This is a genomic window from Bradyrhizobium sp. sBnM-33 (genome assembly GCF_032917945.1).
Classification (GTDB): domain Bacteria; phylum Pseudomonadota; class Alphaproteobacteria; order Rhizobiales; family Xanthobacteraceae; genus Bradyrhizobium.
The window spans coordinates 3,789,044-3,814,718 of the sequence record NZ_CP136624.1 but is presented as its reverse complement, the minus strand read 5'-3'; the positions used below and the strand labels follow the sequence as shown (position 1 = coordinate 3,814,718).

Sequence of the window (25,675 nt, the reverse complement as noted above, 5' to 3'; positions counted from 1 at the left end):
CGTCGATGAAGTCGTGCTCATCGGTTCAACAGCGGTTCGCCGGTCAGCCAGTTCACGGCAATGTGCGCTGACCGGCCGTCGAGCATGAGCGCAATCTCGCCCCCTGATGACTGGCCGTCGGGAAAAAATCTTATTGAACCAACGTTCGCGGCACGCTCAGCCTCGGCAACGGTCATCGCAACCGTCATTCCCTTCGGCAGCGAATGCATGGACCGCGGCAGGCCAAATTGCATCTTCTCGGTATCGATGCGAAACACGGTTTCGGTATTGCTAGCCATTGCCTGTGCCCGGGCCAATTGCAGGGTTGTGCCAACGGCTCGCGCAGTGACCGCAACGCGGGTTGCTGCCACCTTCGGCCTGGCATTAAGGACGACCACCAGCACAAGCCCTGTGATCCCCATGACCACGAGCAACTCGACCAGGGTAAAACCGGCTGATGGTCTCGCGCGTTGTTTCATTGGAATGCAAGGTTATTGATCGAGAGAACCGCGCTCATCACATGCATGATCAGCCCACCGATGCTGCCTCCCACGGCAAGCGTCAGGACTGGCGTCAATAGGCCGACCATACGTTCGATATGCCGCTGCAGATCAGTTTCGATGATCGTGGCAACTTGTATCAACATGGTGCCGAGCTGACCGGACTCTTCGCCAACTGCGATCAAACGTAACGAGGATGCGGGCAGTAGTCCGGTTCCCTCGAAGGCCCGATGCAAGGGGGTGCCCTCCGGCACCCGGCCAATCGCGTGCTGATAGAGAGCGTTCAGATGCCGGTTGATCACCAGTGCACGGGCGGTTTGCAGTGCGGACATTAGCGGAACTCGTGCGCCGAGCAGCGTGCCAAGGGCCCGCGCAAAGCCGCCAGCCTCTTTTGCCCGTATCAATTTGCCGATCACCGGAACAGAGCTGGTCAGCCGATCAACGGCGAGCATAACATCTTCATTCTGTCTCGCCTTGCGACACACCAAGGCACTAGCAACCGCAGCAATGCTCAGCGCAAGAACAACACTCAGCCAGTTGTCCTGAATAGCTGCAAAGGTACTTAAGATGCCCGGAAGCGGAAGTCCTGCATCGATGAAGATTGGCGAGATACTGGGAATCAGGAAGAATACGATGACGGCCACTGAAACCAGCGACATCAGAACCAGGATGATTGGGTAAACCAGTGCAGAGGTAATCTTGGCGCGTAGTTCAAGTCGCTGGGCGAGCAGATCGGCGATCTGCTTGAGGACGTGGCCAGTAACGCCGCCCGCCTCGCCAGCGCTAAGGATCGCACGATAGTCCGGCGGAAATATCTTAGGACGTCTAGCCATCGCCTCTGACAGCTGAGCACCGGCAAGTACATCTTTGAGCAAGTCGTTGGCCAGGCGGCCGATCTTCGGGGCGGCCCCCGGTCCTGCAATGATCCGAAATGCGGCATCAAGTGCAAGACCTGAAGTTGTCAGCGTCGCCAGTTCGACAGTAAATGCGGTGAGTTCCTTCAGACTAAAACGGTTGGATTCGAAGATTTCGCGTTTCCAAATCGAAGCATCGGATTGCCGGGATATCCGGCGCGAGAGCTCCGGACGATGGGGTTGCTCATCCGGCACGGCGTAGGTCTCAAATGGCGTAAGGCCCGATCCGTACAGGGTATCGATTGCCTCATCGTTGCCCTCGGCTACGATCGTGCCCGCGGTAATGACGCCTTGCGAGGTGTATGCTCTATAGTGGAAGGTAGCCACGGCCCGGTTTTCCTCAGGAGGCGCGTGTAACGCGCAGGACCTCTTCCAGGGTGGTCTCACCCGCACCGACCTTGATCAATCCGTCTTCATAGAGCGTGCGAAATCCGCTTCTCCGCGCGCGCTCTTCGATCAAGCGCTGATCATGGCTTCGTCGGCCGATCGCCTCGCGAATGCCCTCATCGACCATCAGCAGTTCAGATATCGTGGTTCGTCCGCGATAACCGGTGCCCGCACAGGCTTCGCAGCCAACGGGCTCGCGGCTATTCGACAGATCGACCGCTCCACTCGCCGCCGCTAGTTTCAGGCGTCCCTGCATGCGTTCGCTGACGGAGTGCGGCCGCGAGCATGCAGGGCAGAGCTTTCTAACAAGACGCTGCGCCATCACGCCTGACACTGTCGATGCAAGGAGATACCGCTCCAGCCCGATGTCGATCAGGCGCGTGATCGCCGCAATCGCGCTATTGGTGTGCAGCGTCGAGAAAACGAGATGCCCGGTCAGTGCGGCCTGTATCGCAATCCGCGCCGTCTCAAGGTCACGAATCTCGCCGATCATCACAATGTCAGGGTCCTGACGCAGGATCGAACGTAGCGCGCTGGGAAAGTCGAGGCCGATCTGCGGCTGCACCTGGATCTGGTTGATCCCCGACAGCTGGTACTCGATGGGGTCTTCTACTGTGAACAATTTGAGTTCGGGCCGATTGAGATTGTTTAATGCCGTATAGAGCGTCGTGGTCTTACCGCTACCGGTAGGCCCCGTGACCAGGACGATTCCGTTCGGAAGCTTCATCAGGCGATCTAGTTTCTCTTTGGTTCCGGTGTCGAGGCCAAGCTTGGTGAAGTCGAGCTCGACGCGGGTGCGGTCGAGAATGCGCATCACGATGCTTTCTCCAAAGACCGTCGGCAGGGTCGAAACGCGGATGTCGATTTCGACACCGCGAACCGCAGTCTTGATCCGGCCATCATGGGGCAAGCGTCGCTCGGCAATATCCAGCTTGGCCATGATTTTGATACGCGTCGTCAGCGCGGCCCTGAGAGCGGCCGGCACCATTCGATCCTGCTGTAGGAATCCGTCAATGCGATACCGGATCGCAACCGCGTCGCGGCCTGGCTCGATATGAACGTCAGATGCACCACGCTCCACCGCTCTCGCTATGATCTGATTGACGAGCCGGATGACGGGCGCTTCATTTGCAATATCGCGCAGACGTTCGACATCGTATTCGCTGCCCTCGTCGATGACAGAAGCCACATCCTCCCCGACATGGGCTTCCGTGCCGGCGTCTTGATAAAGCGTACGCAGGGCCCGTTCGATCTCGGCCGGCGCGATCACGGCGAGATCGACATCAACCTCGAGCATGTAACTGATCGCCTTGGCCGCGTCATCGACAAATGGATCTGCGGTTGCGATCAGTATGCGCCGTCCGTCAAACGAAATCGGCAGCAGCCGGTTAGCCTTTAGAAACGGAAGTTTCAACCGATCTGCAAGCACCGGTTGATCTGGAACATTGTCGCTGCCGACCAGGGGAAGCCTGCAATAAGTTGCATAAGCAATGCAGAGATCGCTCTCAGAGATCAGCCCGAGCTTTACCAGCACAAGGTCGAGCCGTTCGGATGCTGCTTCGGCAGCCCGACGCGCCCGAGCAATCGCAGCGCCATCGACAAGATCCTCCGCGGTGAGCAGCTCGGCAAAGGCATGTGCGAAGCCGGCGTCCTTTGGTCCCGGAATCTCCGTTGCCGAGACCTGCGCTGCCACGGGACGCAGCAATTGCTCAATTTCAAATGACATGCGCGCTCGGTGCAATCTTGGTGCTACCCAAGCGAATGCTAACGGAATTTCATTAACACAAGCTGTTTGACGCTTTATTTGCCAATTTCCGCTTAAATCTGACCCGGGGCGGAGCGCCGTCACAAGAGGCTTCTCTGCGTGTCAAAACGGCTCAGCGGTCAACATACCTCGTCGTTCTGCGGTGCCCGCGGCGGCTTGCGGGGCCTATTGCCCTATCGCGCAACTTCTAACCAAGACGGTTTTGCGCTGGTCGCGGTTATTTGGAGTTTGGGACTGATAACTTTGCTCGCCATGGTGGTCATGGTCGGCGCGCGGTACCGTACCCGGGTCGCGTCAAACTATGCCTCCGTTGTCGCAGCTGAAACCGCCGCCGAGAGTGCAATTAATCTTGGAATTTTGACCGCCTTAACGAGGGGCGCCGAAGAGAATGTTAAGTTTCCATTACGATGCAAAATGCCCGGCGGCGAACTGGTCCTAGTCACAGTCGAGCCAGAGGCCGGCAAGATTGATCTCAACACGGCTTCGCCCGCCATCCTGAACCGTTTTTTTACCGCGCTGACGGCAGACCCGTCGCTGGGTGCCCGGATCGCCGGGCGTGTCGTAGAACAACGCGTCGCCAAGCCGAAGGAGATCAAGGTCGGAGCGGAAAATGACCCGCGTTTTGTGACCATCATGGAGCTTGATCAGATCGAGGGCATCTCACCGCGCCTATTCCGCGCCGCCTTGCGCCTGGTGACAGTTCGCTCAGGCCGCACCGAACCCGACATGGATGTAGCCTCGCCGGTGCTGCGGAAGTTGCTCAATCTCGAACCAAATCCGGCGTCGGCCCCGCGTGGATTTGTGGCCGGAGGCAGTTTCACCATCCGGGCAGACGTAAGGGCCTCCGATGGTGCTCGTTTCATCCGCGAGGCGCTGGTTTCCCTCGCTGCAGGCGGCCGCCCCTTTGTGGTGCGCGAATGGCGGCACGGCGACATTGACTCAACGGCGCTGATGCCGTCGGCGCCTCGCGACAACACTCAAGTTCCGGAGCGTAGCTGCATTCGAACGGCGGATGCCGGAGCTAGCTAGTCGGCCTGACCCGCCGGATCGGCAGGTCAGCCGCGCGATTTCAGAACAACCGGCGGTGGTGGTGCTCCAACGGCCGAGCCCTCAAGCCTGGTCCGTTCCTCGACGACCGCCGGACCCGGCTCCATCACTGTACACCCCTTCATGCGCTGCAGATCAGAGAGCGCATCAAGTCGTCTGCGCTCGTCGACCAGCTGCTTGGGAGCATCCAGCGGAAAGCGTTCGGTCTCGTACCCCGCCAGCGGTCCCACCGACAGCCAGTATTCGAGCCGTGCCGCCCGCCTTGCTGAAAACCGGAATGATGACGCGATTCCGTTGCAGGTCATCGATTCGTCGACGGGCAGTATCGCATACGGTGGCGGTTCGGAGAGATAGACATTGGTTGCACAACCGCCCAACGCGCAACCCATGCTGAACAGCATGCAAAGCCTCGCAATGGATGTGGCACCCCGCTGGTTCACTGTGCAGTTATCCGGGCTACGGTGTTGATAGGGGTTCGCGCGCGAGTCGAGGTATGCGGCATGTAGACATTCATCTTTCGACGGTATTCTTCAGTCACAAGCCGGCTCTCGGTGCCATCGCGAACGACACGGGGCGTAATCAAAATAACAAGTTCGGTTTTCTGAACGTCATTATTGCGATTGGAAAATGCTGCGCCCAGCCCCGGAATATCACCGAGCAGCGGCAGCTGTTTGCTGGTCTTGCTGGCTTGCTCCTGAATCATGCCGCCCAATGCCAGCACCTCGCCATCATTAACGACAACAGTTGTCTTGACGCGGCGTTGCTGGATGGTCGGTGAGTCAATGCCCGAAGAGGTGGTTTTCACTACTGCGCTGACCTCCTGCTCGATCTCGAGCTGCACACGACCGCTCTCGTTGATGCGGGGGGTCACTGACAGAATAACGCCGGTATCTTGCATGGTAATCGAATTGACGATTGCGGTATTGGCAGTGACAGTGCTGGTTGCGGTTTGAGTCGTGATGGGGACTTGATCGCCGATCTGCAGCCTTGCTGTCTTGTTGTCGAGCACCATTAGCGAGGGAGTTGAGATGACGTTGACATGCGTGAGCGAATTGAGCGCGCTCAATGTGGCCGCCATGTTGGCGGCATTAACGGCGTAATTGAAGCCCGGAAAGGCCGCGGCCACGCCGCCGGTAAGCGCGTTGCTGAACGAGGCCGTTGGTGTTCCACCCTTTGCAAGCTGCCATTGTACGCCATACTGCAGCTTGTCATTCAGGGTGACTTCGGCAATCACCGCCTCGATCAGAACTTGGCTTGCCACAACGTCCAGCCCCTGGATCACGCGCAGCACGCGCTGATAATCCCGATCATTTGCCATAATCAAAAGCGAGTTCTTGGTTTCGTCGGCGACGATTTTAAGCGGCGGCTCGCCAGCAGAAGCTGTGGATGTAGGCGAGCTTTCCATCGGGTCGCTCGCAATCGCGTCGGGATCATTGTTGTTCAAGGCACGCGAAAGACTCTGCAAATCGGCGCCGGGGCCGCTACCGCGCGCAAAATTGCCTTGCAAGGCCGGATCCTGGTCTGACATTGCGCCACCAGGGCCCGGCAACCTCGCCGAACTTCCTCTTAGGCCGACCGACATCGCGCGGGGCGAAACGCTTCTCGTTGGACGTACGACCTTCATCTCGTTGGAAAACATCGACTGCAGGACCGTCGCAAGTTCAGCGACCGGACGATTTTGTACTTGATAGACATGCAGTTGGCGCTCGGTGCCGATCGCCTTTGCATCAAGCCGCCTTATCCAGCTCTGGGCGCGCGGCAAATAGCTCGGTTGCGATGTCACGACAAGAATTGCCCCCAGCCGGGTGTTTGCGATGAACCTGACCCGCCCTTTCAGGGGCCCTTCCTTATCAGAAGCAAAAACTGCCTTAAGCTCCTCGACCATCTTTTCCGGCTGCGAGGTCTTAACCGGCACGACCGCGAATGACATGCCGCGCATGACGTCAACGTCGAAGATGGAGATCGAATCGAGCATGCTGTCGATTTCAGCCGGTGATCCCTTCAGTGCCAAAATGTTGCGCGCATCATCGGCCTGAACGATCGCCCCCTTCGGCACCATCGGTTCAAGAACGCGAGCAACCTCGGTCGCCGAAACAAATTTCAAGGAGACGATGCGGATACCGCTGCCGCCGACAGTGCCGGCGGTCGGCCCCTGTCCGGTCGAAACCACCCCTGTCGCGGCCTGGTCTGCCGGTACAATCCGGTACATGCCGCGGCTCTGCACTAGGACGGCGCCAATCGGCGCTAACGCCGCTTGGAAAAGCTCGAGAGCATCAGCCTTGTTCACTGGCTGGGTGGTCTGAACTGAGATCACGCCATCGACCCGAGGATCGATTACGTAGTTAACCCCTATCATGTCACCAAGTACGCTCTTTGCAGCTTGCTGGAGTGGTACGCTCGACAGGTTGAGTACGACGTTGGCAGCCGAACTGCTGCCCGCTTGGCGGCGCGAGGCAGCCCCGATCATCTGGCCATCGCCGGGTTCCGTCGTCGCTACGGCTTGGGATGAAGGCGAAGGCAGTGCAACGGCCCCCGTCGGTGCTGGATCATAGGCAAAGGTCTCGAGCGAAGCCGGTTGGCCCGCAAGTCTGGGTTGGGCGTTGACGGTCGGACCAATTGCGGCCGGAGTGCTGCATCCGGAAACGGCAAGAACCGCCAGCAGGCAGGCGGCAAACCTCGTCGCAAGCGTCCAAGCGACCGGCACGAGTGAAGGCTCCAACAAACTGCGCGGCGGAATACTCGCGCGTAAATAATCGGTAAATCATCGTGGTTAATGGAACCTAAACAGCTCGTTGGATCCTCCCTTGTAGATCATAGGGAAATCGGCGCCATCGAGACACGGAAACGGGTTTTCGACAGCCAGTGCGTCACGAGGTCGATTAAAACGGGCCGGCTCGATTATTTGATTATTATGGGAGCTGCCCCCGGGCGCTCCCTCGCTTCGCTCAAGCCAATTTATGCGCAGCAGCGCCGATCCCGGTTTCGCGAAAAGACGACGCGGGTGGATGACGCCTGTTCGTCAGCGCATGAAGGCCGGTCGCCTGGGCCGTTTCGGCAACCTTCGCCTGCATTCTCTGCTAAGCGAAAAGACCACCCGATCAACCACAAGAAGCTATTAGCTTCATCGGGATGAGAGCCTGAACCAGCGCGCCGATGATGGTTCAGATGGCGCCCCCAACGACCACTGGACCTCGCGCCGGATCAACTCACCGACTGGCAGCCGCTTTCGCATCCTGGCAAAAGTCGATGACCGCACCATGAGTATCACGATCGGCTTCACAACCCCGACCAGCTCCGCGCCGCCTCGCATCCAAAAGTCCGAGATCCTAGACGCCGCTGAAAAAGAACAGGAGAATGGCAGGATTTATAGGACCGCTCGCGGTCCGTCAGCTATCATGAGAGCTGCTCGACTTTACTTTGAGGTCATAGGTCCAAGCGCACAACGGACAGGTCTCTAAAGGAGAACTGTCATTAGATGTCGATGAGCAGGGATCTCCGCGGCGTCCGAACTCACATCATCCGAGTTCGCTGAATGCGCTTTACCCTGAACCCCTTATTTGCTGGCTGAGGCGGCCAGGCACGCGCTACAAAAACACAAAATACGTATTGGTGAATACGGGGGCCAGCTGACAAATCTACCTCCGACAACTCTGCCTGCACGTTTGTGCCTGACTGTCACAGGCACTTACACATGGCGTGCGCAGTGTAGTCGGACAGATACGCTTGCAGGACTCGGCTTGGCTGACACAATTGGCAAAACAGGCGTCGGTGGCGGCATCCGCCAGCCGCAGCTTTCCATTAGCCAGCGCCGGGCCGGCCATCGCTGTCCCAATGAGCATAAGAAACAGCATCGCGCTCAAAAGGGGTTTCATCAGGAATCTCCAGAAATCGATCCCGGTCAAAGGGGCCTAGCGATCGGCGATCGGTCAAACACGCTGCTGGCGTGCGTTTTGCTTCTGGCTTTCAGCGTTGGCAATCGCGAATTCCTCGATCTTATGGCCGGTCTTGAGAGCCGCGGTCAGCCAGCGCGGTTGTTTGCCGCGACCTGACCAGGTTTCCGAGGGCTCATTCGGATTGCGATACTTTGGATAAACGCGCGGATACTTTCGCCGCTCGCGAGGCGCTTCGGTCGATGGGTGCGAGACATTCTCGCGCTGCAGCTGCGCAAGACGCTTCTCAAGCGCCCGCTTCTCAGATGTCAAGCGGATCGAGAGGAGCTGACCGATCTTCTCGTGCAAGTTCCACAACTCATCCACGGACATTGCGTCCAAATCCAACTTCTTGCTCATTGCCGCTCATCGCTCCGGTGCAGCGCTCATGTACACGCGTTGACAGTTACATAAATGTCCTTTCAAAAGTTTTCTAGTATATTACAAAAATTAAATGCCACAATCAGTGTGGCGATAAGCCTTTGATTTTATGCGTCTTTCCGAGTCAGGAACACGGCCCCCGAATCAGGTTTTATATGGCCGGCTAAATTGCCGGCCATTCCCGCCGCCCAGATCTAGAGGATGAGAGGGGAATCAGGTGCATCCTGCCCAATTGTGGTGGCAAAAGTTCGGCAGACCGGTCCGCCCGTCATGCAAACGTCACTAAACACCCATCCGAGCGCGGCTCGTGCAATGTTCTCCTCAAAGTCTGATCTCGGTCGCTATCTTAGCGCAGAAAAGAACCTAGAGAAGACTTCCTGCAAAGCCTCCAGCCCCCCAAGTTGCCGCTGTAACTCTTCAATTCGTTGCTCGCCAGCCAACATCTCCCTTTCGTATTCCTTTATTCTGGCGGTGTCCTTGCTGTCGCGTGTCAGGTACTCGTCGTAATCGGTCCCAACAGAGAACGAGGCAAGGTCGCGTGCTGCATCAACTCGCGCCCGCAAAGCCTCTTTTTCTTTTCGGACCGAAACAACCGCAGACTCGATAACCTTGGAAATTGATCCAAGCCGCTCTCGGTCGGTCTGTTCATCCCGCTTTGCGGAACGAACCTGAAAAGCTCGCGCCATATCGCGTCTCCTTGTCCACGGGCAAAGACCGGGTATTGACAGCCGGTCATGTTTTAAGAATCGACTTAGCGTTGGAAGTAAACCCTATCATCAAAGCCAAGTCTCAATAAGGTTGCTTTTTGCCGAGGAGAGTACAAGCCAAGCACCGTTGATCATTCGTATTCCGTCACACAGGAACGACGCTGTTGATGAATGCATTCGGGCCAATGTCTAGGATCATGATGTATTGGTCGCCAGGCGCGTTGGCGTGATAACGTGCTTGCTTGGGAACGGGCCTGTTCAAGTGATCAAGAAGACAACTCACAAGCCTTTCGGATGGCCTCGTCCCGGAACAGGCTTGAGCAGCACAGTGTTCAATCTACCAATTCGACGCGGTACCCATCGTGTGGCTGACTGCTACGTGCCGCCCGACATATTTGAATTTCGTGTGGCGCGAATTCAGCTAACGCGAAAGTATCGTTCCAGGGCGCGAAGGTCCAAAGCGTCTGCCAGCCACCCAAAGCCACCATTTGCGTATGTGATCTGATCGGAGGAGAGTAGCGACCCGAACGCCATCGCCGTGGCATCGGCCAAACGGCAGGACGGTTGTGTTCGTTCGAACTACTTCGTGCAACATGGCATTTGTGGTCCGCAGGCTGCGCAATTGGCTTGCGTAGCAGGGCAACCTGGGAAAAAGCGGTTGCCGCTCCCTCAAAGGGCTATCGGCGGCGGCGCGATACTTGAGCCGCTGCTTGGGGTGCGGTCGAGATCAGGCGATCGGCTCCTCTTCCACAGGCGAGCACATTCCAAACATCCCAATCGCTTCACCATATCGTTGCCCAGCACTCTGCCGACCTGGGCAGCGAGTGCCCGGCGGATCCGGCGAGTATTGGTGGCCGCCAGTAGCTGCAGGCGATCGGCGCATCGGCCGCCGAGGTGCGGCGCTGGTAGGCTCTTCCCTCATTGCGCCATCTGCCTTCGCCAGTAATGCGTTCATGTCGATAAACTGACGCGACCGCGCCCGCACCCTGATAATGTTCGTCAGGTGTGGTCGGCAATCCGACGCTTCAACGTCGGGCGATTCGAAGTCGAACACCCACAGACCAATCCCCTCTCAATTCCTCCCGCCTCCGCGAGGGTCCCGGGTCAGCAACGGGGTTCAGCGCTTGCTCCAGCAACATCGGGTGTGCGACATGAACTGCGGGATGGCCCTGCCCACCGCAAAGATCCCTCGACCCCCACAAGGATCTAAAGAAGCTGAACTCTGCAGTCCGTTCGGGTACCCTAGTTGATGAGTATGGTTGAGCGCGATGCTCGCGGTTATCCTCGCCTACTCAGTGGTTGCAGTGGGAAGCTTAGAACATCGGAGCACAGCTCGCGTTGCACGGAGCGAGGAAACGGGCTAGCGGCCGCCTAAAACGCATTGCGCTTGCGCATAACTTCGAACACCGTCTTGACTAGGATCTGAATGTCCAGCCAAAGACTCCAGTTATTGATGTACCAGAGATCCATTTCTACGCGTCGGGCTATCTGATCGAGTGATGGCGTGGCGCCTCGTAGCCCATTGACTTGTGCCCACCCCGTAATTCCCGGTTTGACGTGATGGCGGAACGCATAATCCTGCAGCAATCTTTCAAAATAATTGTCATGGGCTAGGGCATGCGGCCGCGGCCCAATCAGCGACATCTCTCCTCGCAAGACATTCACGAGCTGCGGCAATTCGTCGATGCTGGAAGCGCGAAGCAACCTGCCGATTTTGGTCACGCGTGGATCGTTGCGCATCGCTTGCGTAACGACATCGCCGTTTTCCTGCACCGTCATCGTTCGGAACTTGAACATCACGAACTGGCGGCCGTTGAACCCCTTGCGGTTCTGCAGGAAGAAAACCGGTCCCTTGCCGTCCAGTTTGATGGCCAGCGCTGTTATCGCCATAATTGGTAGAACGAAGATCAACGCCAGCAGGCCCGCGGAGAAATCGAGCCCGCGCTTGACTATGCGTTCAATTGTGCTGAGTGGCGCGCGTTGCAGTTCAAGCGCGACAACTCGTTGATGACCAGAAGAGGCGTAGTTGGTCAACGTTCGAATTTGCGCGTCGGGCAACAGTTTTGCGGAAACGGGCAGCATCTTGATATGGTCGCGGATCAGTTCAACTCGAACTGCGTCGGTCCAGGGAATCGCCAGAAGCACTTCGGAACTATTGTTCTTGCGAACGAAATTTGCAACCAAATCCAGCGTTCTGGTGTCATCGACCCTTCGGACCGATGGGTCGCTGTCCGAACTTAGAGCAAAGCGGGTGACTTCGCCGGCGCCAAAAAAAGCCAGTAGATCCCGCGGCGCGAGCGAATCCAATTCTGTTCGATCACCCAGCAGGACCGAATTGCGTCGACCGATAGCGCCTCGCGCGACGGCTCTTTTGATAAAAAACTTTGAGATCTTGCGGTTTGCCAGCAGTCCCACCGGGGCGACTGCCAAAAATACCAGGAAAGATCCGCGCGAAAACGACTGTCCTATTTTGAATAGGAACGCGAAAAAAGCGAGCACCAGTCCGGTGGTGAGCCACGAAATCAGAATTTCAATGAATTCAACATCGGGCTTTGTAGCGCTCTCGAAATCATAGTAGCCGCGCCCACTCAATTTAATAATTTGAACAAAACTCGCGATCAGGCCCAAAGCGAAATAGGCGTAGAGGTCGGGGATCGGCGCTTCCAACGCCCAGTGATAAACGAAGCCGCCAAATAGGCTGGCAAGCAAAATGACCAACGCATCCATTGTCGAGAGCAGGTAGGGGACCGCCTCGCATGGAAACGTCATGGGGGTGACCGCCAAAGACGCGTCTCCGCTCTGCTCACGTTTACTGACTTCAGATCCAATCGACATTTATGACTTCCGCGGCTAGGCACGACCGCCAATGCGCCAGGAAGCACGATTAGCGAGCCGAACCAAGCGCCAAAATAACCTTTCGTTAATAGTTGCCAGATTAGACTTCTTCGCATCGCAGCGCAACAATTTACGGGCGATGACGCACCATCAAGAGGCGTAAATGGAAGCTCTGTTCGCTGCCTGTTTAATCGGCGTCTTTTCTGGCCTGTATTATAAGTTCCTGATAACAATCCCGCTTACCTTAGTGGCAGTGATTGCTTGCGCCGCATCGGCAGCATGGCACGGCCAAACCGTTTCTGCGGCATTCCTGAACACGGTTATGATGACGGTGGCCCTTCAGGGAGGCTACATGATCGGGTTGACCAGCCGCGATCTGCTAAGTCAAATTCTTTCCCGCCTTCATGCAGCGCCTTCCAGGCGGGCTTAGGTCCAAGATACAGGCTCCCGCTCGCCGTTGTCAGACGGCGGGCTCAAGGCCGGACACGTCGCCGGCTCGTCCAGGCAATGGAAAACCAAAGGAAGCGGAAACTCGCCGCAGTCATTCGCGTCGTCAGCGATTTTGGATGCGAGCTCGGGTATTGTTCTTGTCTGGCCCGGCTTTCAACGCGCGGCTCTCGTGCTGACTTCAGTGTTGGCCGGGATCTTGAAATCCTCAATTGTGCGCCCGGCCTTCAAAGCTGAGACCAGCCAGCGCGGCTGCTTTCCACGTCCCGACCAGGTTTCAGACGGCACCGCGGGATTTTGATACTTCGGGAAAACCCTGGGATAGGGGCGCCTCGGGCTCTTGCCATTGGTGTTGCTTGAATTTTGATCGACTGAGACCGCTGCTTCCGCGATCCGTCCGCGATTGAGTTGAGACAATCGAGCATCGAGCTGCCGTTTCTCCGCGAGAATCCGCTTCGACAGAACGATGCTGATTTGCTCATGGAGCGACCACAGCTCATCAAGTGGCATCAGCTCAAGGACGAACTTTTCCATCGGCACGTCAGTCAACGTTCTGATTCGATTTAAATCATGAAATATTATCTTATTATCTCCGTCAACTGATCTTCGCGAATTACGCCAAGGCGGTCGCTTCTGTCGATGCCGGAACCGTCGTCAGAACTGCAGCGATCGTCCCCGATCTTGGTTGCGGACGGTACAGCTGCGGATGACGGTAAGGTCGCACCGGGGTTCAGGGTGCCGTGGTGATTAAAGTGGCCTTCGCTTATAGGACACACTTTCTGGATCCGCCCGCGGAAAGCAAAGCATAGCCGCCGAGTTCCGAAATGCGGAAGATATCAAACACATGGCTAACGACTTAATGTCGATGGTAGAGCGCGATCAAGGAACGTCGTGGTTGCGACAACCGCCCCGCCCCCTGTGAGCGGCGAGATTTGGGCGAACGCTCCAGACAAAGCAGGGGCCGGCGCGTCATTTGACACGTTAATCACACTGCTTACGCTCACTTGATAAATATTTGTTGCCCGGAAGAATGCGTTTAGAATTGGATAGGCTTGCCTCTGTGGAACCTTAAAATGCAGATTGAGACTTTGGCTATCGAAGATGTCTTGCTGATCAAACCTATCAAACGTCATGACGTCCGCGGTTTTTTTTCGGAAACAAGTCGCAGTGATATTCTGGCGGCCGCAGGCGTGACCGAGGCGTTCGTCCAGGATAATCACGTTTATTCCGCCCAGCGTGGCGTGTTGCGCGGGCTGCATTTTCAAACCGCACCTCACGCCCAGGGAAAGCTCGTACGATGCACGCGCGGCGCGATTCTCGATATCGCAGTCGACATCCGCAAGGGATCGCCTACCTATGGCCAGCATGTTACTGCGGAACTCTCCGCAGAAAATTGGCAGCAGCTTTGGGTCCCCGTGGGGTTCGCGCATGGCTATGTCACATTGGAACCGCACTGCGAGGTCATTTACAAAGTGACGGAATATTGGGATCCGGCATGTGAGCGCGGCATCGCTTGGAATGATCCGGACCTTGCGATCAACTGGGGAATTTCGCCGACGGACGTGATCGTTGCGGAAAAAGATCGGACCAATCCACCCTTCTCCGAGCTGGAATCATTTTTCAAGTTTGTTCCTAGGATTTTTAACCCATGAGAATTGTTGTCACCGGAGGAGCGGGTTTTATCGGATCGGCGGTCTGCCGGCATTTCATCGCCGACCTTGGCCATGAAGTTATTGTCGTCGACAAGCTAACCTATGCTGGAAGCCTTACGTCCCTCGCTTCGGTTGCATCCAGCGCGCATTACGCCTTCGAAAAGCTCGACATCTGCGATAGCGAAGGGATCAGGGCCATTTATTCCAAATACCGCCCCGATGCTGTTGTTCATTTGGCGGCCGAGAGCCATGTCGATCGCTCGATCTGTGGTTCGAACGTCTTCGTTCAGACTAATGTTGTGGGAACTTTTAACCTGCTCGAAGCCGCGCGCGAGTATCTCGATGCCAACGAGACAATGCGCAAGGAATTTCGCTTCGTGCATGTCTCGACAGACGAAGTCTACGGCTCGCTCGGCGATGTCGGACTGTTCAGCGAGGCGACACCATACGATCCAAGCTCGCCCTATTCCGCGACAAAGGCTGCTTCCGACCACCTGGCCAAAGCGTGGCACCGAACGTACGGTCTACCGGTCGTCGTGTCGAATTGCTCTAACAATTATGGTCCCTATCAATTTCCCGAAAAACTCATTCCATTGACGATACTGAATGCCCTGCATGATCAGCCTCTGCCCGTCTATGGCGATGGTTCCAACATCAGAGACTGGCTCTACGTCGACGACCACGCACGCGCACTGGGATTGATTCTTGAAAAAGGAGTTCCCGGAGAGACCTACAATGTTGGCGGTCGCAACGAGCGGCGCAACATCGACGTGGTCAGGCAGATTTGCGCTTGCCTGGATGAGCTGCGTTCGTCCGGGTCGCGTCACGATCGTCTTATCAAATATGTCACCGATCGGCCGGGTCACGATAGGCGCTACGCCATCGATGCATCAAAGTTGGAAGCAGACCTCGGCTGGCGCGCCCAGGATAGCTTCGAAACCGGAATTAAAAAGACGGTCCGTTGGTATCTCGAGCGTGCTGACTGGTGGAGACCGCTTCGTGATAACGTCTACCATGGCGAACGGCTTGGCCTTTGAATACACGGAGTAGATCGTGCGGGTCTACGTAATTGGCACTGAAGGACAGGTCGCACGCTCGTTGCGTGAAGCGGCGACCAACCGCCCGGATGTGGTGATCGGTTGCGCCGGGCGCCCCGATGTCGATATTCTTCGCGGCGACCTGGTCGAGAGGGCCCTCCTCGCGTTCTCGCCAGATGTGGTGATCAATCCAGCTGCTTATACTGCAGTTGACCGTGCGGAATCCGAACCCGATCTTGCCTTCGCAGTAAACCGCGACGGTGCAGGCATTGTTGCAGCGACGGCCGCCAAGCTGGGCATTCCGATTATCCATTTATCGACGGATTATGTCTTCGATGGCAAAAAACAAAGCCCTTACGTCGAGACCGATGCCGTGGCGCCGAACAGCGTTTATGGACGCTCTAAGCTTGCAGGGGAGCACGAAGTGGCGAGAGCCAACCACCGGCATGTCATTCTCCGCACATCATGGATATATGCGCCGTTCGGAAATAATTTTGTTCGGACAATGTTACGCCTCTCTGATGTTCGTGACAGACTTACCGTGGTGGATGATCAGATAGGATGTCCAACCTTTGCACCGGACATTGCGAACGCCATTATCGCGATTTCGCGCAAAATCGAATCTATTGGCTGGCAGCAACAACTTGCCGGTGTTACCCATCTCGCCGGACCTGATGAAATCACATGGTGCGGTTTTGCGCGTCTGATTATGCAAGGTAAACAGAAAAGAGGCGGTCGTTTCGTACCCGTGGACGCCATTTCAACCGCAGACTATCCGACGGCGGCGGCTCGGCCGGCCAATTCGCGGCTCGGTTGCGAAAGGCTGGCGACCGTCTTTGATTTCCACATGCCGCCGTTAGAACGGTCTCTCGACAACTGTATGGATCGCCTCCTTGGCGCCAATCATTAGGTACTGGAGCGCAACGTGAAGGGCATTATTTTAGCCGGCGGGAGCGGTACTCGCCTATACCCCATGACGTCGGTGACATCGAAGCAACTGCTGCCGATTTATGACAAACCGATGATCTACTACCCGCTCTCGACGCTCATGATGGCTGGCATTCGCGACATACTGATTATCTCGACACCGCAGGATCTACCGCGGTTTCAAGCGCTTTTAGGTACGGGCGAACAACTGGGAATGGCATTCTCGTACGCCGAGCAACCAAAGCCCGAGGGATTAGCTCAAGCCTTCATCATCGGCGCAACATTTGTCGAGGGTAGCCCGTCCGCGCTTGTTCTCGGCGATAATATCTTCTTCGGAGCCGGTCTGCCCGAATTGCTCGCGAAAGCGACCGCCCGCAGCTTCGGAGCGACCGTATTCGCCTATCGTGTTGCCGATCCCGAACGATACGGCGTGGTTGGATTTGACCAGTCCGGACGCGCAACTTCGATTGAGGAAAAGCCGAAGACACCCAAGTCTGACTTTGCTGTCACCGGCCTCTACTTTTACGATTCGCAGGTGGTCGACATCGCAGCGAACCTTCGTCCCTCAGCTCGAGGTGAGCTTGAAATTACCGACGTCAACAAGGTTTACCTGGAGCAAGGGCTTCTCTCGGTGGAGCACATGGGACGCGGATTCGCTTGGCTTGACACCGGAACGCCCGACAGCCTCCTTGCCGCCAGCAACTTTGTCGCGACGCTCGAAAAAAGACAAGGCCTGCGCATCGCATGCCCCGAAGAAATCGCATTCAACCAGGGGTTCATTGACCGCAATCAGCTTGAAAAAATAGGCGATGCGTTAGGCAAAGGCGGGTACGCGGAGTATGTCCAAGCTTTGGCTCGAACCTAATTAGCCAACCTTATTAGCGTTTTGCTTGCCGTGTTGGGAGCTACGCGCGCCGGGCCGGAATAGGCTCAATCTGCAGCCTCCGGTTGTGACATTAGGTGTCACCTCAAACAAAGTACTTGGTTGAGTTGAGCCGTCACGTTGCCAGACTGGCCAGTAAGAGCCCGACAATTCCTTTAAGCCCCAGACCGCAATCCGCTGCGCTTGCAAGGAGAAATGACCTCGAGCGGCGTCCCTGCTTGCGACGTAGACGAGGCTGGAAAGCTGAGATTGCAAACGAAATGAGAGAGCTGCTCCCCGCAGCCGCACAAAGCGCGAAGAGATCAAACGATTTGCCCATCTGGTTGAACTCGATGGCGTCGCGCGCGACCCTCGCATCATCCCAGCCGCCAAAGAGAGTTGCTGGATGAACGACTACAACTTTCAAGCAGTTGGAATCCTGCCGGCGGTGCTCACCTAGTTTAGCAGCCGGTGTATCGAGGGTCGGGATTAAGGAGCTGTTCGAGATAAGCGAGGCCAAAGGTAGCCAATTGTTGTTTGTCGTTGTTCCCTGCAGATTTCAGCGTTTCAAGATAACGCACGATCTTGGCCCGCGATTGCGCGTCCAAATCGCTGCGCCCTGACGTTCTCAAAATACGCTCTACGATCTCGCCCATAACACGCTCGCACTTAACAAGTTTGCATTGCAGCATTCCACATTGGTTTCGTCAACTCTCGCTCCACGAGCTATGGCCCCCTTTAATGCGCCGAAGGGGACGTATGAGTTCTTTCCGTTATTTGATGGTGGGTGCGCACCCTCGTCACAGGTCGGACAAAAGCCATTGTCGAACGTTCGAGACAAATCCTCGGGTACAGCGCTTTATTACCCCATTTAGCACGACGGTATTTTCGTTTGCCGCAGCGCCGCTCGGCGGAGCAGCCGTGTGCCACCCTTAAACCAAGGCATGAGCGTAAGCGCTCGGATGCTTGCAATAACGCGCTTTTTTGCGCTCCCAACCGACGCTGCCTGACACCTTCTTGGGAACTAGCCTGACACGGCAGGGTTGGCCTCCGGTCTGTCTACAGGCGGACTCTGCTTGGTCAGCAGCTGCGGTAAGGGCGATGGCTCAGACCTTGGGGGGAAAGGGCGAGGCTTTGAGTCTGAGCTTGAATAAGGAATAAGGAATGGAAGAGCCTGCACGGGGGTTAATCACCGAACACTATGAAGTCGTTCTACTTCAGTGGAATTTGAATCGCCAGGACACGCCATCGTTAGACTGGCGAGGCCACAAGTCCACTTACCTCTCCCTCTCGATTTTGCGCTTTGGATATCTTTGTAATAAAGATTGATGTGTAATGACGTTCGAGCGCACCGCATGCCAGCACTATCCAAGCCTAAGTATGAGATCGTCGCCCAAGCTTTAGCTGCAGGCAAGAGTCAGGCCGATCCCTATCGAGCGGGCGGCTACATCTATAAACCGGCGAACGCAAATAGGCTTTGCAGAAGTCCTGCAATTGAGGCTCGTGTCGAGGAAATCGTTGGAGAGCGTGCCGCAAAAGAAGCCAAGGCTAGGGAGATAGGGATACACGCGCTGGGCTAACCGAAGAATGGATCATTGTTCGACTAAAGCATGTGATCGATCTTTCGACCCGAGGGCTACCTGTCTACGACCGCAAGGGCAATCACCTAGGAGTGTTCAAATCCAATTTGGACGCAGCGATAAACGGGCTAAAGACGGCAGCTCACATAGCCGGATTGCTGATCCAGAAGCACGAAATCGGCGCGTCTGCAGCTTTTGCGCGGATGAGCGATAAAGAACTCGAGGACGTATTGATTGACCAATGTAAAGCAATCGGACTCTCCGATCGGTCGGTGCAAGAGCTTCAGGCCTCCATGGAAAGACTCCCCGGAACGTAGTCGCCGGAGGCGCCTGGTCGCACATCTAAAAATCCCGAGGCGGAGGCACCCTCCTCCTAACGGCGGTCTGAACGTACAGATTGCCGCCATTTTTCGGAGATTGGTTTGAAAGCTACGGTCGCCAACCACGGTCCTCACCTCATTGCTCGAACGGGAAGATTTCATCAACTTCCTCCACCCCGGTTTTGGAGTTCGCTTCCCGCCATCCTAAGCAATACTCATTCATCTCGAAACAGCTGAATTGGTCGACGTATTGTCGTCAGCCAGTGACGGACCATATTGCCTTGTACTATCTGGTGTTCTGGAGTTGGGTAGCAAAATGGTAGCCAAGGACTCCGTGTGTCAGTGCTACTTTTGATGTGACTTTTATCATGGGCCGAGGGTTCGAATCCCTCCGCGCTACCAAGTAAAATCAAATGCTTAAGCGGAAAAACTTTCTCAACAGAAAGAGGTTTTTGGTGCCTACACCCGCACACTCAGCAAGTTTTGTGAACATCCGGGGCACCGCAGGATGCTTGCGGACGACACCCGCCGGGACTGCCACTCGGTTCATTAGCCAGATGGCATATTCAGACTGGAGGGTAATCTTGGCAGAATTGGGCGCATGCCAGACGAGAAGTTTACCTTTGGAGAGATGCGGGAGTTGGGTGCCTCAGGCGTCGTCGTGTTCTGCAGCGATTATCGCTGCGCTCATTCCGTGAAGCTCTCAGTCGATTGCTGGCCAGACCATCTGCGGCTGTCGGATATCGAAAGTCTGTTCGTCTGCAACGTTTGCGGCAACCGCGGTGCTGACGTTCGGCCGGACTTTAGTGGTTTGCGAAGAAAGGCCGTCCCCGGGCAACCAAGGACGGCCTAAGTCAGACCTCTTGCTGCAGCGCCCAGCCTCGCCTTCGCACATCTGAAACACCGGCAGCTATCATCCCTCACTCCGGTTCGCTGCGCATCTTCCCGGAACACAGCCGCGTGGGTTGGGATCGTCTTTTGTTTTGATTTCTTGTGAGGCTGATGATGCGTGCGTTACTTCGAATAGTCACGATCGCGACGGTCTCGGCTTGGTTAGGCATAACCAACCTTGCGAGCAGCAGGTCGGTGGTGGTTCGTATTATCGATCGAGGACCACGCAACCGCATCCCCGACCTTTCGCTTTGCGCCGCGGGTAGCTTGGGTATCACGTACCGAGGCGTGGCTCAGGTTCTGTAGCCGCGCCGCCGGCAAAAGCCCGCTCCGCATCGATGGCCGATGTCTTTTCAGGCTGAAGCCCTGTTCGCTTTAGACGACGAGCGGACCTCCTCGCGCGGGCCGCATTTCGCCTCCGAGAAAGCCCAAGAAGCGGGCGCGAACGTCGCGCCGCGCCAGGCGGTCTCAGCAGTATCAACTCATCCAAGCCCGCTCTAGGATTCAGGGAAAGGGCCGCTTCGGAGGGCGGCCCTTTCGTCAATCACCAGCTCCGGCTGCCGAAGGGGAAGCCGATGCTCGGCCCGCCCCGATAATACCCGTAGCCGCGATCGTAGCCCGAGCCGCCGTAATATCCGTAGCTCCGGCGCACCACGTAGCCGTCGTCGCTGCCGTAGTAGGGCTGGACGTAGCGGGGTCCGCGGGTCCGGTAGCAGCGGCCGAACTCGTTGCAAACCAGGCGGACCTGGTCGACGCCGGCGATCTCTCCCGAGCCGATCATAGTCGGGTTGAACGGGGCAGCCGTTGCCGCCGACGCCAGCAGGGTGGCAGCGAGTCCCCCTGGTACGATGGTCTTCACGGTTATTCTCATTGCGTTTCCTTGCTTAGATCAGTCGATCGCAAGTCCTCCGTCCGATCATGGGCAGGAGGGTCTGGGTTATGCCAATTTGTCATCTTCCTAATCCGGATCGCCGCTGGAACGATGTCACCACTCTCAAATCCGCATGCACCCATGGACCACGTTTTCTAACGGGGACAGTGCTCCAATAAGCTGACGGCCCCTACCCTCCCAGCCGCAGAGGATAGCACACGGCTGTTTCTATCCCGCACAGGCGCGCTACGGCCTGGATAGTTTTTTAGTATGTCCCGCTCGGCATTCAGCTTGGTGACCTCGCGCCGCAGCCGCTCGATCTCCAACTGCTCAGGCTTCATTTGCCCGTGGCCGGGTAAGGCCTGGACAGGGTCGGAGCCGACCTCCTTCCCATTTGCACAGCACGTTCTCATGACGACCAGGTCGCGGCCTGCTTGCGCCACCGACACCCCTCGTTCCCTGACAAGCTTAACCGCCTCGATCTTGAACTCTCGACTGAACTTCCGTCTCTGCAGCACCTACCTCCGGCTTCATGAAACACCCAATCTCGGTGTCCATCAAACCGGCAGCAGCTCAGGTATCGAATTTCGTTACGTGTCAAAAGATGACATCGGCCCTGCTGCCAATGATGTTCCTTGAAGAGGTGCTAGGAGACGCCGTTAAAAGAGGCCGCAACTGGGGCGGCCTTACTGCTTCTTCAGTCGTCGGAGCTGAGCCAGTAATTCTGCCTCTAATTCGCGAAGGTCTGTTGCCGTTGGTTCCCTAATCAACTCTCTGGCGAGCTGTCTACAGCGCGCCAATTTTTCATGGATTGCCAATTCTTCTCGCTCGCGGGCCATAAACGTAAAGATACGACAGAGGGAGAATGTTCAACAACAGTGCACTTAGCGGTGACAACCTGGACGTGCAAAAATCAATCATTCTCGCCAGTTAGTCTAATAAAGGCTAGACCTAGGGCTTGCGGTGGGGCACAACAAGGAGCCATTCTGAACGTAAGATATCTAAGACTTCTAAGTGGGTTGGACGGGTCTCGCACCGCACCAAAAAGCAAACTGATGGCAGCTAGCTCGCCTTCCCCTGGAAAATGAGTTATCCGGTTCAGGCACTGAGGCGGGTAGCCCGGGCTGCCGACGCCAGACAATTTAGACTTTGCGTCGGGGTAGCAAGAGGACTAAGGCACCGCGCTGGGCAGGCGAGGTCAAGCCCATGTTAGATGTGTCCGCGGACCAGGGAACATTCACGCGCTGCATCCGACTCGTGATCGCAGATCGACAACCGATCGTTCTCCAGGGGTTGAGGTCGGTGTTCGCAGCACAGCGCGACTTCGAGATTGTTGCGTCGTGTAGCACCGGAACAAGCTGCCTCGAAGCAATTCGGAATGTGGCACCCGACGTCGCGCTTCTTGCTAACCCGTTGCCTGACCTGACGGCATCCGAGATCCTCGCCATTGCGAAAGCCGAAAATCTTTCCACACGGCTGGTGTTCTTTACCGATTCCGAATGCGACGACGATCTCACCGCGGCAATCGCGGCCGGTGCTTGCAGTGCAATTTCGAAGTACGCGAACCTCGACACTATGCTGCGATCCCTGAGGCTGATGACAGAGCGCATCAGTGCGTCACCGGAACAGTCCCAAGACCTCTCGCCAAACGGAAAGAAAGTAGACGGCGCCAAAATCGAAAAAATGCTGGGGATGCTGACGCACCGCGAGCGCCAAATTGTGCGACTAGTGTGCGACGGTTTGTCGAACAAAGAGATTGCGCGCCAGCTGAACGTTTCCCGAGGCACGGTCAAAGTACACCTCCACAACATATTTCAGAAGCTTGAAATCAGTAATAGGACCGTGCTCGCCACGATCGCGTCGTTGCAACGATCCGCCGGCTTCGGCACGCTTGCGCTCGCCCTGGGGTTCGCAATTTTGAGCGACGCCAAGGCGTGGGACACGAACGACACTGATGACGACAAGGATCTTGAGCACTCCGTATTTGAGCTCTGGAAGAAGGCGATCCTCCGGCACATCATCGTTGTGGATCCCGGCGAGACAGTCGTGCTCACCCAGAGAGGCTCCCCAATTAACGTGAGCCAAGTCACGCACTCGGCGGCGAGAATGGAAGAGCTGCACGCGGCCGAGCAGGCCGTCCTCTCCAACTTCGGGAGAGGCTACGGCCCGATTGGATCCGGGACGCCCTATTTTTTCATTTCGCCGCTGCTGCAAGCGATTAACCAGACCGGCGGCCCCACGGCGCAGCAGCAGTTCCCGCCGCTGGAGTTTGCCTCGACTCCGATAAAGGGTCATGGAGGCTATGGCACCATCATCATGACGGCCGCCGGCGTGTGGATCTACACACTCGACAACTCCAATGCCGCAATGCAGGCGCTCGACCCGGGCGAAACTCTGATCGGAACCTCCAAGGTCGCCACCATGGATGGCACCGCACAAGTGGCGACGACCACCATTCATGGGGCCAGCGATGTAGACCCCAACGATGTCGATACCTGGCTCCGGGGCTAGTTGTCCACGACTCCCATCCGCCCCTCGCGTTTGGGACCCTTGGACACGACAGCGTCACAGGAGAAGGTAAACATAATCCATGGCGTCGCCGGTGACGACACCCTCAACGGCACCGGCGTAGTGGATGTTATCTACGGAGGCTCAGGGAACGATACGATTGAGGGTAACAGGGGAGACGACGCGGTCTACGGAGGATCCGGCAGCGACACCATCAACGGCAACGACGGCAACGATACCATCATCGGCGGATATGGTGGTGACCAGCTGACCGGCAGCAACGGTGATGACATCTTTGTCTATCTTTCAGCGATTGATTCGAACTCTACCCAGTTCGACACCATCATCGATTTCACATTGGGGACGGACAAGATCAACCTTGCGGCTCTCGGCGCGCTGGCGTTCCTGCACATGACGTCAACAAGCACGTCCGTGCCGCCGCATACCCTCGCCTGGATCTACAACCCCACGAGCAATGAAACGATCATCTATGTGAATCCGACGGATCGCAGCCTTGATATCGGCGATCCGGGCCTGCTGGAAATCCATTTGCAGGGAGTTGTGTCCGTTGCAGAGTCGGATTTCGTCTACGAGCCGGAAGCGGCGGCTGTCGCCGCGGCTCTGGAAGGAATCGATCCTGCGCTGCTGGTGGCGACTGCGAGTGATGGGACCGTTCTGACGACGGGCAGCGCCCATGCTTCCATCGAAGCGGAGGCGAGCGAGAGCACACTCGGGACGGCCGGTGTGTGGACCATGCCTGCCGACGACGGCCTGATGTTCCATTTCGGGCGGGACCGGATCGGTTCCATCGTCTCGACTAGGCTCACCAGTTTCAGCGACGATTCGGCTTATGCACCGGTAGAGAGCAACGATTGTACGGTTACCGTGCCGGTGCACGTATCATCGATCGAGCTTGCGCATAACCAGGCGATAGTTCTGACCGAGGAAAATCTCACTCTCAAGAAGGAGCCGGTCTACGCGAACACCGGCGCTGTTGCGACCGGGCATGGCAAGGCGCACGCAACCGCCGGGCTTGAACTTTTCGAATTTGGCATGCAAAGCGCCGCAATCGTGGCCCCGGTAGCAGTCGCTGAGCCGGTCGAAACTGGCGACGCACCCGGTAATAGCGCGGGCCACGGCAACGCGCAGCACGCCTCGCACTCGGCAGCTGCGAAGGCGTCAGCGGCCAACGAGCTGACAGAACCGGGCGTCACACTCGGCCACGGCCACTCGCACCCATCACACTCGGCGTCAGCAAATACTATGGGGGCGGCTGAGCCGGTCGAAACTGGCGACGCACCCGGTAATAGCGCGGGCCACGGCAACGCGCAGCACGCCTCGCACTCGGCAGCTGCGAAGGCGTCAGCGGCCGTCGAGCTGACAGAACCGGGCGTCACACCCGGCCACGGCCACTCGCACCCATCACACTCGGCGTCAGCAAATGCTATGGGGGCGGCCGAGCCGGTCGAAACTGGCGACCCACCCGGTAATAGCGAGGGCCACGGCAATTCGCAGCAGGCGTCGCACTCGGCCTCTGCAAAGGCATCAGCGGCCGCCGAGTTGACGGAACCGGGCGTCACACCCGGGCACAGCAACTCGGAGCACCCTTCACACTCGGCCTCTGCAAGCGCTATGGGAGCGGCCGAGCCGGTCGAAACTGGCGACGCACCCGGTAATGGAGGCGGCCTTGACTGCTCGCCGCAGGCTTCGCAATCCGCCGTCGCCGAGCCCACGGGACCGGACCTCACTAAGGGTAAAAGCGGCGGCAGCAGCAACTGGCAGCAAGCTTCGCACTCCGCCGCTCCGAACGTATCAGCGGCCGCCCAGCCGGTTGAATTTGGGTCCTGGACAGGCGGCGCCGGCCACGAACCGGCATTCCATTTCAAGAACCAGGGTGCCCGTTCCACCCCCATCGAAGCCGTTGAGCTAGAACAGCTTAACGATTGGCCCGTTCTCCTAGGTCACGCCGGCGACCTGGTGGCAATCCGTCAGGTCGGACCAGCTGCTACGGAGGAACACGCGGCCAGTCACGTCAATAACGGTCAGCACCATGCAATAGGACATTTGCCGCACGAACTCCTTATTTGAAAAGTGTTGCAGCAGATGCCCATTGGGGCCAGCTTTCTAAGGCTGAAT

The 25,675-nt window shown here is 57.1% G+C and carries 23 protein-coding genes and 1 pseudogene; 11 read left to right on the top strand and 13 right to left on the bottom strand.

Annotated elements, in window-relative coordinates; genetic code table 11:
• Nucleotides 1–17: 17 nt before the first annotated feature.
• From RX328_RS17425 to RX328_RS17415, 3 genes are read right to left on the bottom strand one after another with little or no spacing between them, the layout of a single operon-like run.
• Nucleotides 18–458 carry a GspH/FimT family pseudopilin gene (locus tag RX328_RS17425; protein ID WP_213255383.1) on the bottom strand — a complete coding sequence of 147 codons (441 nt, stop codon included), beginning with the start codon at nt 456–458 and terminating at the stop codon, nt 18–20.
• Nucleotides 455–1,720, bottom strand: a complete 1,266-nt coding sequence (locus RX328_RS17420) for a type II secretion system F family protein (RefSeq protein ID WP_213255339.1) — start codon at nt 1,718–1,720, stop codon at nt 455–457. Before RX328_RS17420 ends, RX328_RS17425 begins: the two co-directional genes overlap by 4 nt.
• Nucleotides 1,721–1,733: 13 nt before the next feature.
• The gene (locus RX328_RS17415; RefSeq protein WP_213255341.1) at nt 1,734–3,506 is read right to left on the bottom strand and encodes a GspE/PulE family protein; all 1,773 of its coding nucleotides are present in this window, start codon (nt 3,504–3,506) and stop codon (nt 1,734–1,736) included.
• A gap of 138 nt (nt 3,507–3,644) precedes the next feature.
• Here RX328_RS17415 and RX328_RS17410 point away from each other — a divergent pair, with 138 nt between their 5' ends.
• Nucleotides 3,645–4,574, top strand: a complete 930-nt coding sequence (locus tag RX328_RS17410; RefSeq protein WP_213255343.1) for a hypothetical protein — start codon at nt 3,645–3,647, stop codon at nt 4,572–4,574.
• 26 nt (nt 4,575–4,600) lie between these two features.
• Here RX328_RS17410 and RX328_RS17405 read toward each other — a convergent pair whose 3' ends face one another.
• From RX328_RS17405 to RX328_RS17385, 5 genes are all read right to left on the bottom strand, one after another.
• Nucleotides 4,601–4,993, bottom strand: a complete 393-nt coding sequence (locus tag RX328_RS17405; RefSeq protein ID WP_213255345.1) for a hypothetical protein — start codon at nt 4,991–4,993, stop codon at nt 4,601–4,603.
• Between the two features lie 35 nt (nt 4,994–5,028).
• Entirely contained in the window at nt 5,029–7,296 is a 2,268-nt protein-coding gene (gene gspD, locus RX328_RS17400) for a type II secretion system secretin GspD (protein WP_213255347.1), read from the bottom strand.
• Between the two features lie 1,222 nt (nt 7,297–8,518).
• Nucleotides 8,519–8,881 carry an H-NS family nucleoid-associated regulatory protein gene (locus RX328_RS17395; protein ID WP_213255349.1) on the bottom strand — a complete coding sequence of 121 codons (363 nt, stop codon included), beginning with the start codon at nt 8,879–8,881 and terminating at the stop codon, nt 8,519–8,521.
• A gap of 362 nt (nt 8,882–9,243) precedes the next feature.
• A complete protein-coding gene (locus tag RX328_RS17390) occupies nt 9,244–9,588 on the bottom strand; it encodes a hypothetical protein (protein ID WP_213255351.1) in 345 nt (114 codons plus the stop codon).
• Nucleotides 9,589–10,980: 1,392 nt separating this feature from the next.
• Entirely contained in the window at nt 10,981–12,444 is a 1,464-nt protein-coding gene (locus RX328_RS17385) for an undecaprenyl-phosphate glucose phosphotransferase (protein WP_249727056.1), read from the bottom strand.
• Nucleotides 12,445–12,607: 163 nt separating this feature from the next.
• On the opposite strand from RX328_RS17385, the gene RX328_RS17380 reads away from it, so the two are divergent.
• Nucleotides 12,608–12,874, top strand: coding sequence for a hypothetical protein (locus RX328_RS17380; RefSeq protein WP_213255353.1), 267 nt, complete (start codon nt 12,608–12,610; stop codon nt 12,872–12,874).
• Between the two features lie 173 nt (nt 12,875–13,047).
• Here RX328_RS17380 and RX328_RS17375 read toward each other — a convergent pair whose 3' ends face one another.
• On the bottom strand, nt 13,048–13,431 hold the full coding sequence (locus RX328_RS17375) for an H-NS family nucleoid-associated regulatory protein (RefSeq protein ID WP_409410891.1): 384 nt from the start codon (nt 13,429–13,431) through the stop codon (nt 13,048–13,050).
• Between the two features lie 533 nt (nt 13,432–13,964).
• On the opposite strand from RX328_RS17375, the gene rfbC reads away from it, so the two are divergent.
• Genes rfbC through rfbA form a run of 4 tightly spaced genes read left to right on the top strand, consistent with a single transcriptional unit; the run spans nt 13,965 to nt 17,372 of the window.
• Nucleotides 13,965–14,543, top strand: coding sequence for a dTDP-4-dehydrorhamnose 3,5-epimerase (gene rfbC, locus RX328_RS17370; protein WP_213255357.1), 579 nt, complete (start codon nt 13,965–13,967; stop codon nt 14,541–14,543).
• The gene (gene rfbB, locus RX328_RS17365) at nt 14,540–15,580 is read left to right on the top strand and encodes a dTDP-glucose 4,6-dehydratase (RefSeq protein WP_213255359.1); all 1,041 of its coding nucleotides are present in this window, start codon (nt 14,540–14,542) and stop codon (nt 15,578–15,580) included. Before rfbC ends, rfbB begins: the two co-directional genes overlap by 4 nt.
• Before the next feature lie 16 nt (nt 15,581–15,596).
• On the top strand, nt 15,597–16,490 hold the full coding sequence (rfbD, locus tag RX328_RS17360) for a dTDP-4-dehydrorhamnose reductase (RefSeq protein ID WP_213255361.1): 894 nt from the start codon (nt 15,597–15,599) through the stop codon (nt 16,488–16,490).
• Nucleotides 16,491–16,505: 15 nt separating this feature from the next.
• The gene (rfbA, locus tag RX328_RS17355) at nt 16,506–17,372 is read left to right on the top strand and encodes a glucose-1-phosphate thymidylyltransferase RfbA (protein WP_213255363.1); all 867 of its coding nucleotides are present in this window, start codon (nt 16,506–16,508) and stop codon (nt 17,370–17,372) included.
• Nucleotides 17,373–17,505: 133 nt separating this feature from the next.
• On the opposite strand, the gene RX328_RS17350 is transcribed toward rfbA, so the two are convergent.
• Together RX328_RS17350 and RX328_RS17345 are read right to left on the bottom strand one after the other, a co-directional pair.
• Complete coding sequence (locus tag RX328_RS17350; RefSeq protein ID WP_213255365.1) at nt 17,506–17,796, bottom strand: hypothetical protein; 291 nt, start codon at nt 17,794–17,796, stop codon at nt 17,506–17,508.
• A gap of 34 nt (nt 17,797–17,830) precedes the next feature.
• Complete coding sequence (locus RX328_RS17345) at nt 17,831–18,025, bottom strand: hypothetical protein (protein ID WP_213255367.1); 195 nt, start codon at nt 18,023–18,025, stop codon at nt 17,831–17,833.
• 699 nt (nt 18,026–18,724) lie between these two features.
• Here RX328_RS17345 and RX328_RS17340 point away from each other — a divergent pair.
• The 3 genes from RX328_RS17340 (at nt 18,725) to RX328_RS43700 (ending at nt 20,466) form a co-directional block, all read left to right on the top strand.
• Nucleotides 18,725–18,949 (top strand): hypothetical protein, encoded by a 225-nt coding sequence (locus tag RX328_RS17340; RefSeq protein ID WP_213255369.1) that lies wholly within the window; start codon nt 18,725–18,727, stop codon nt 18,947–18,949.
• A 32-nt stretch (nt 18,950–18,981) separates the two neighbouring features.
• A complete protein-coding gene (locus tag RX328_RS17335; RefSeq protein ID WP_213255371.1) occupies nt 18,982–19,266 on the top strand; it encodes a hypothetical protein in 285 nt (94 codons plus the stop codon).
• Nucleotides 19,267–20,271: 1,005 nt separating this feature from the next.
• Nucleotides 20,272–20,466 (top strand): RlpA-like double-psi beta-barrel domain-containing protein, encoded by a 195-nt coding sequence (locus RX328_RS43700; RefSeq protein ID WP_410734048.1) that lies wholly within the window; start codon nt 20,272–20,274, stop codon nt 20,464–20,466.
• A 238-nt stretch (nt 20,467–20,704) separates the two neighbouring features.
• On the opposite strand, the gene RX328_RS17330 is transcribed toward RX328_RS43700, so the two are convergent.
• Together RX328_RS17330 and RX328_RS17325 are read right to left on the bottom strand one after the other, a co-directional pair.
• Entirely contained in the window at nt 20,705–21,019 is a 315-nt protein-coding gene (locus RX328_RS17330; protein ID WP_213255387.1) for a hypothetical protein, read from the bottom strand.
• A gap of 275 nt (nt 21,020–21,294) precedes the next feature.
• A pseudogene (locus RX328_RS17325) lies at nt 21,295–21,546 on the bottom strand (transposase); the annotation flags it as partial.
• A 691-nt stretch (nt 21,547–22,237) separates the two neighbouring features.
• Between RX328_RS17325 and RX328_RS17320 the strand changes: the two are divergent.
• Both RX328_RS17320 and RX328_RS17315 read left to right on the top strand, forming a co-directional pair.
• Nucleotides 22,238–23,542, top strand: a complete 1,305-nt coding sequence (locus tag RX328_RS17320; protein ID WP_213255373.1) for a LuxR C-terminal-related transcriptional regulator — start codon at nt 22,238–22,240, stop codon at nt 23,540–23,542.
• 39 nt (nt 23,543–23,581) lie between these two features.
• On the top strand, nt 23,582–25,627 hold the full coding sequence (locus tag RX328_RS17315) for a M10 family metallopeptidase C-terminal domain-containing protein (protein ID WP_317258756.1): 2,046 nt from the start codon (nt 23,582–23,584) through the stop codon (nt 25,625–25,627).
• Nucleotides 25,628–25,675: the final 48 nt, after the last annotated feature.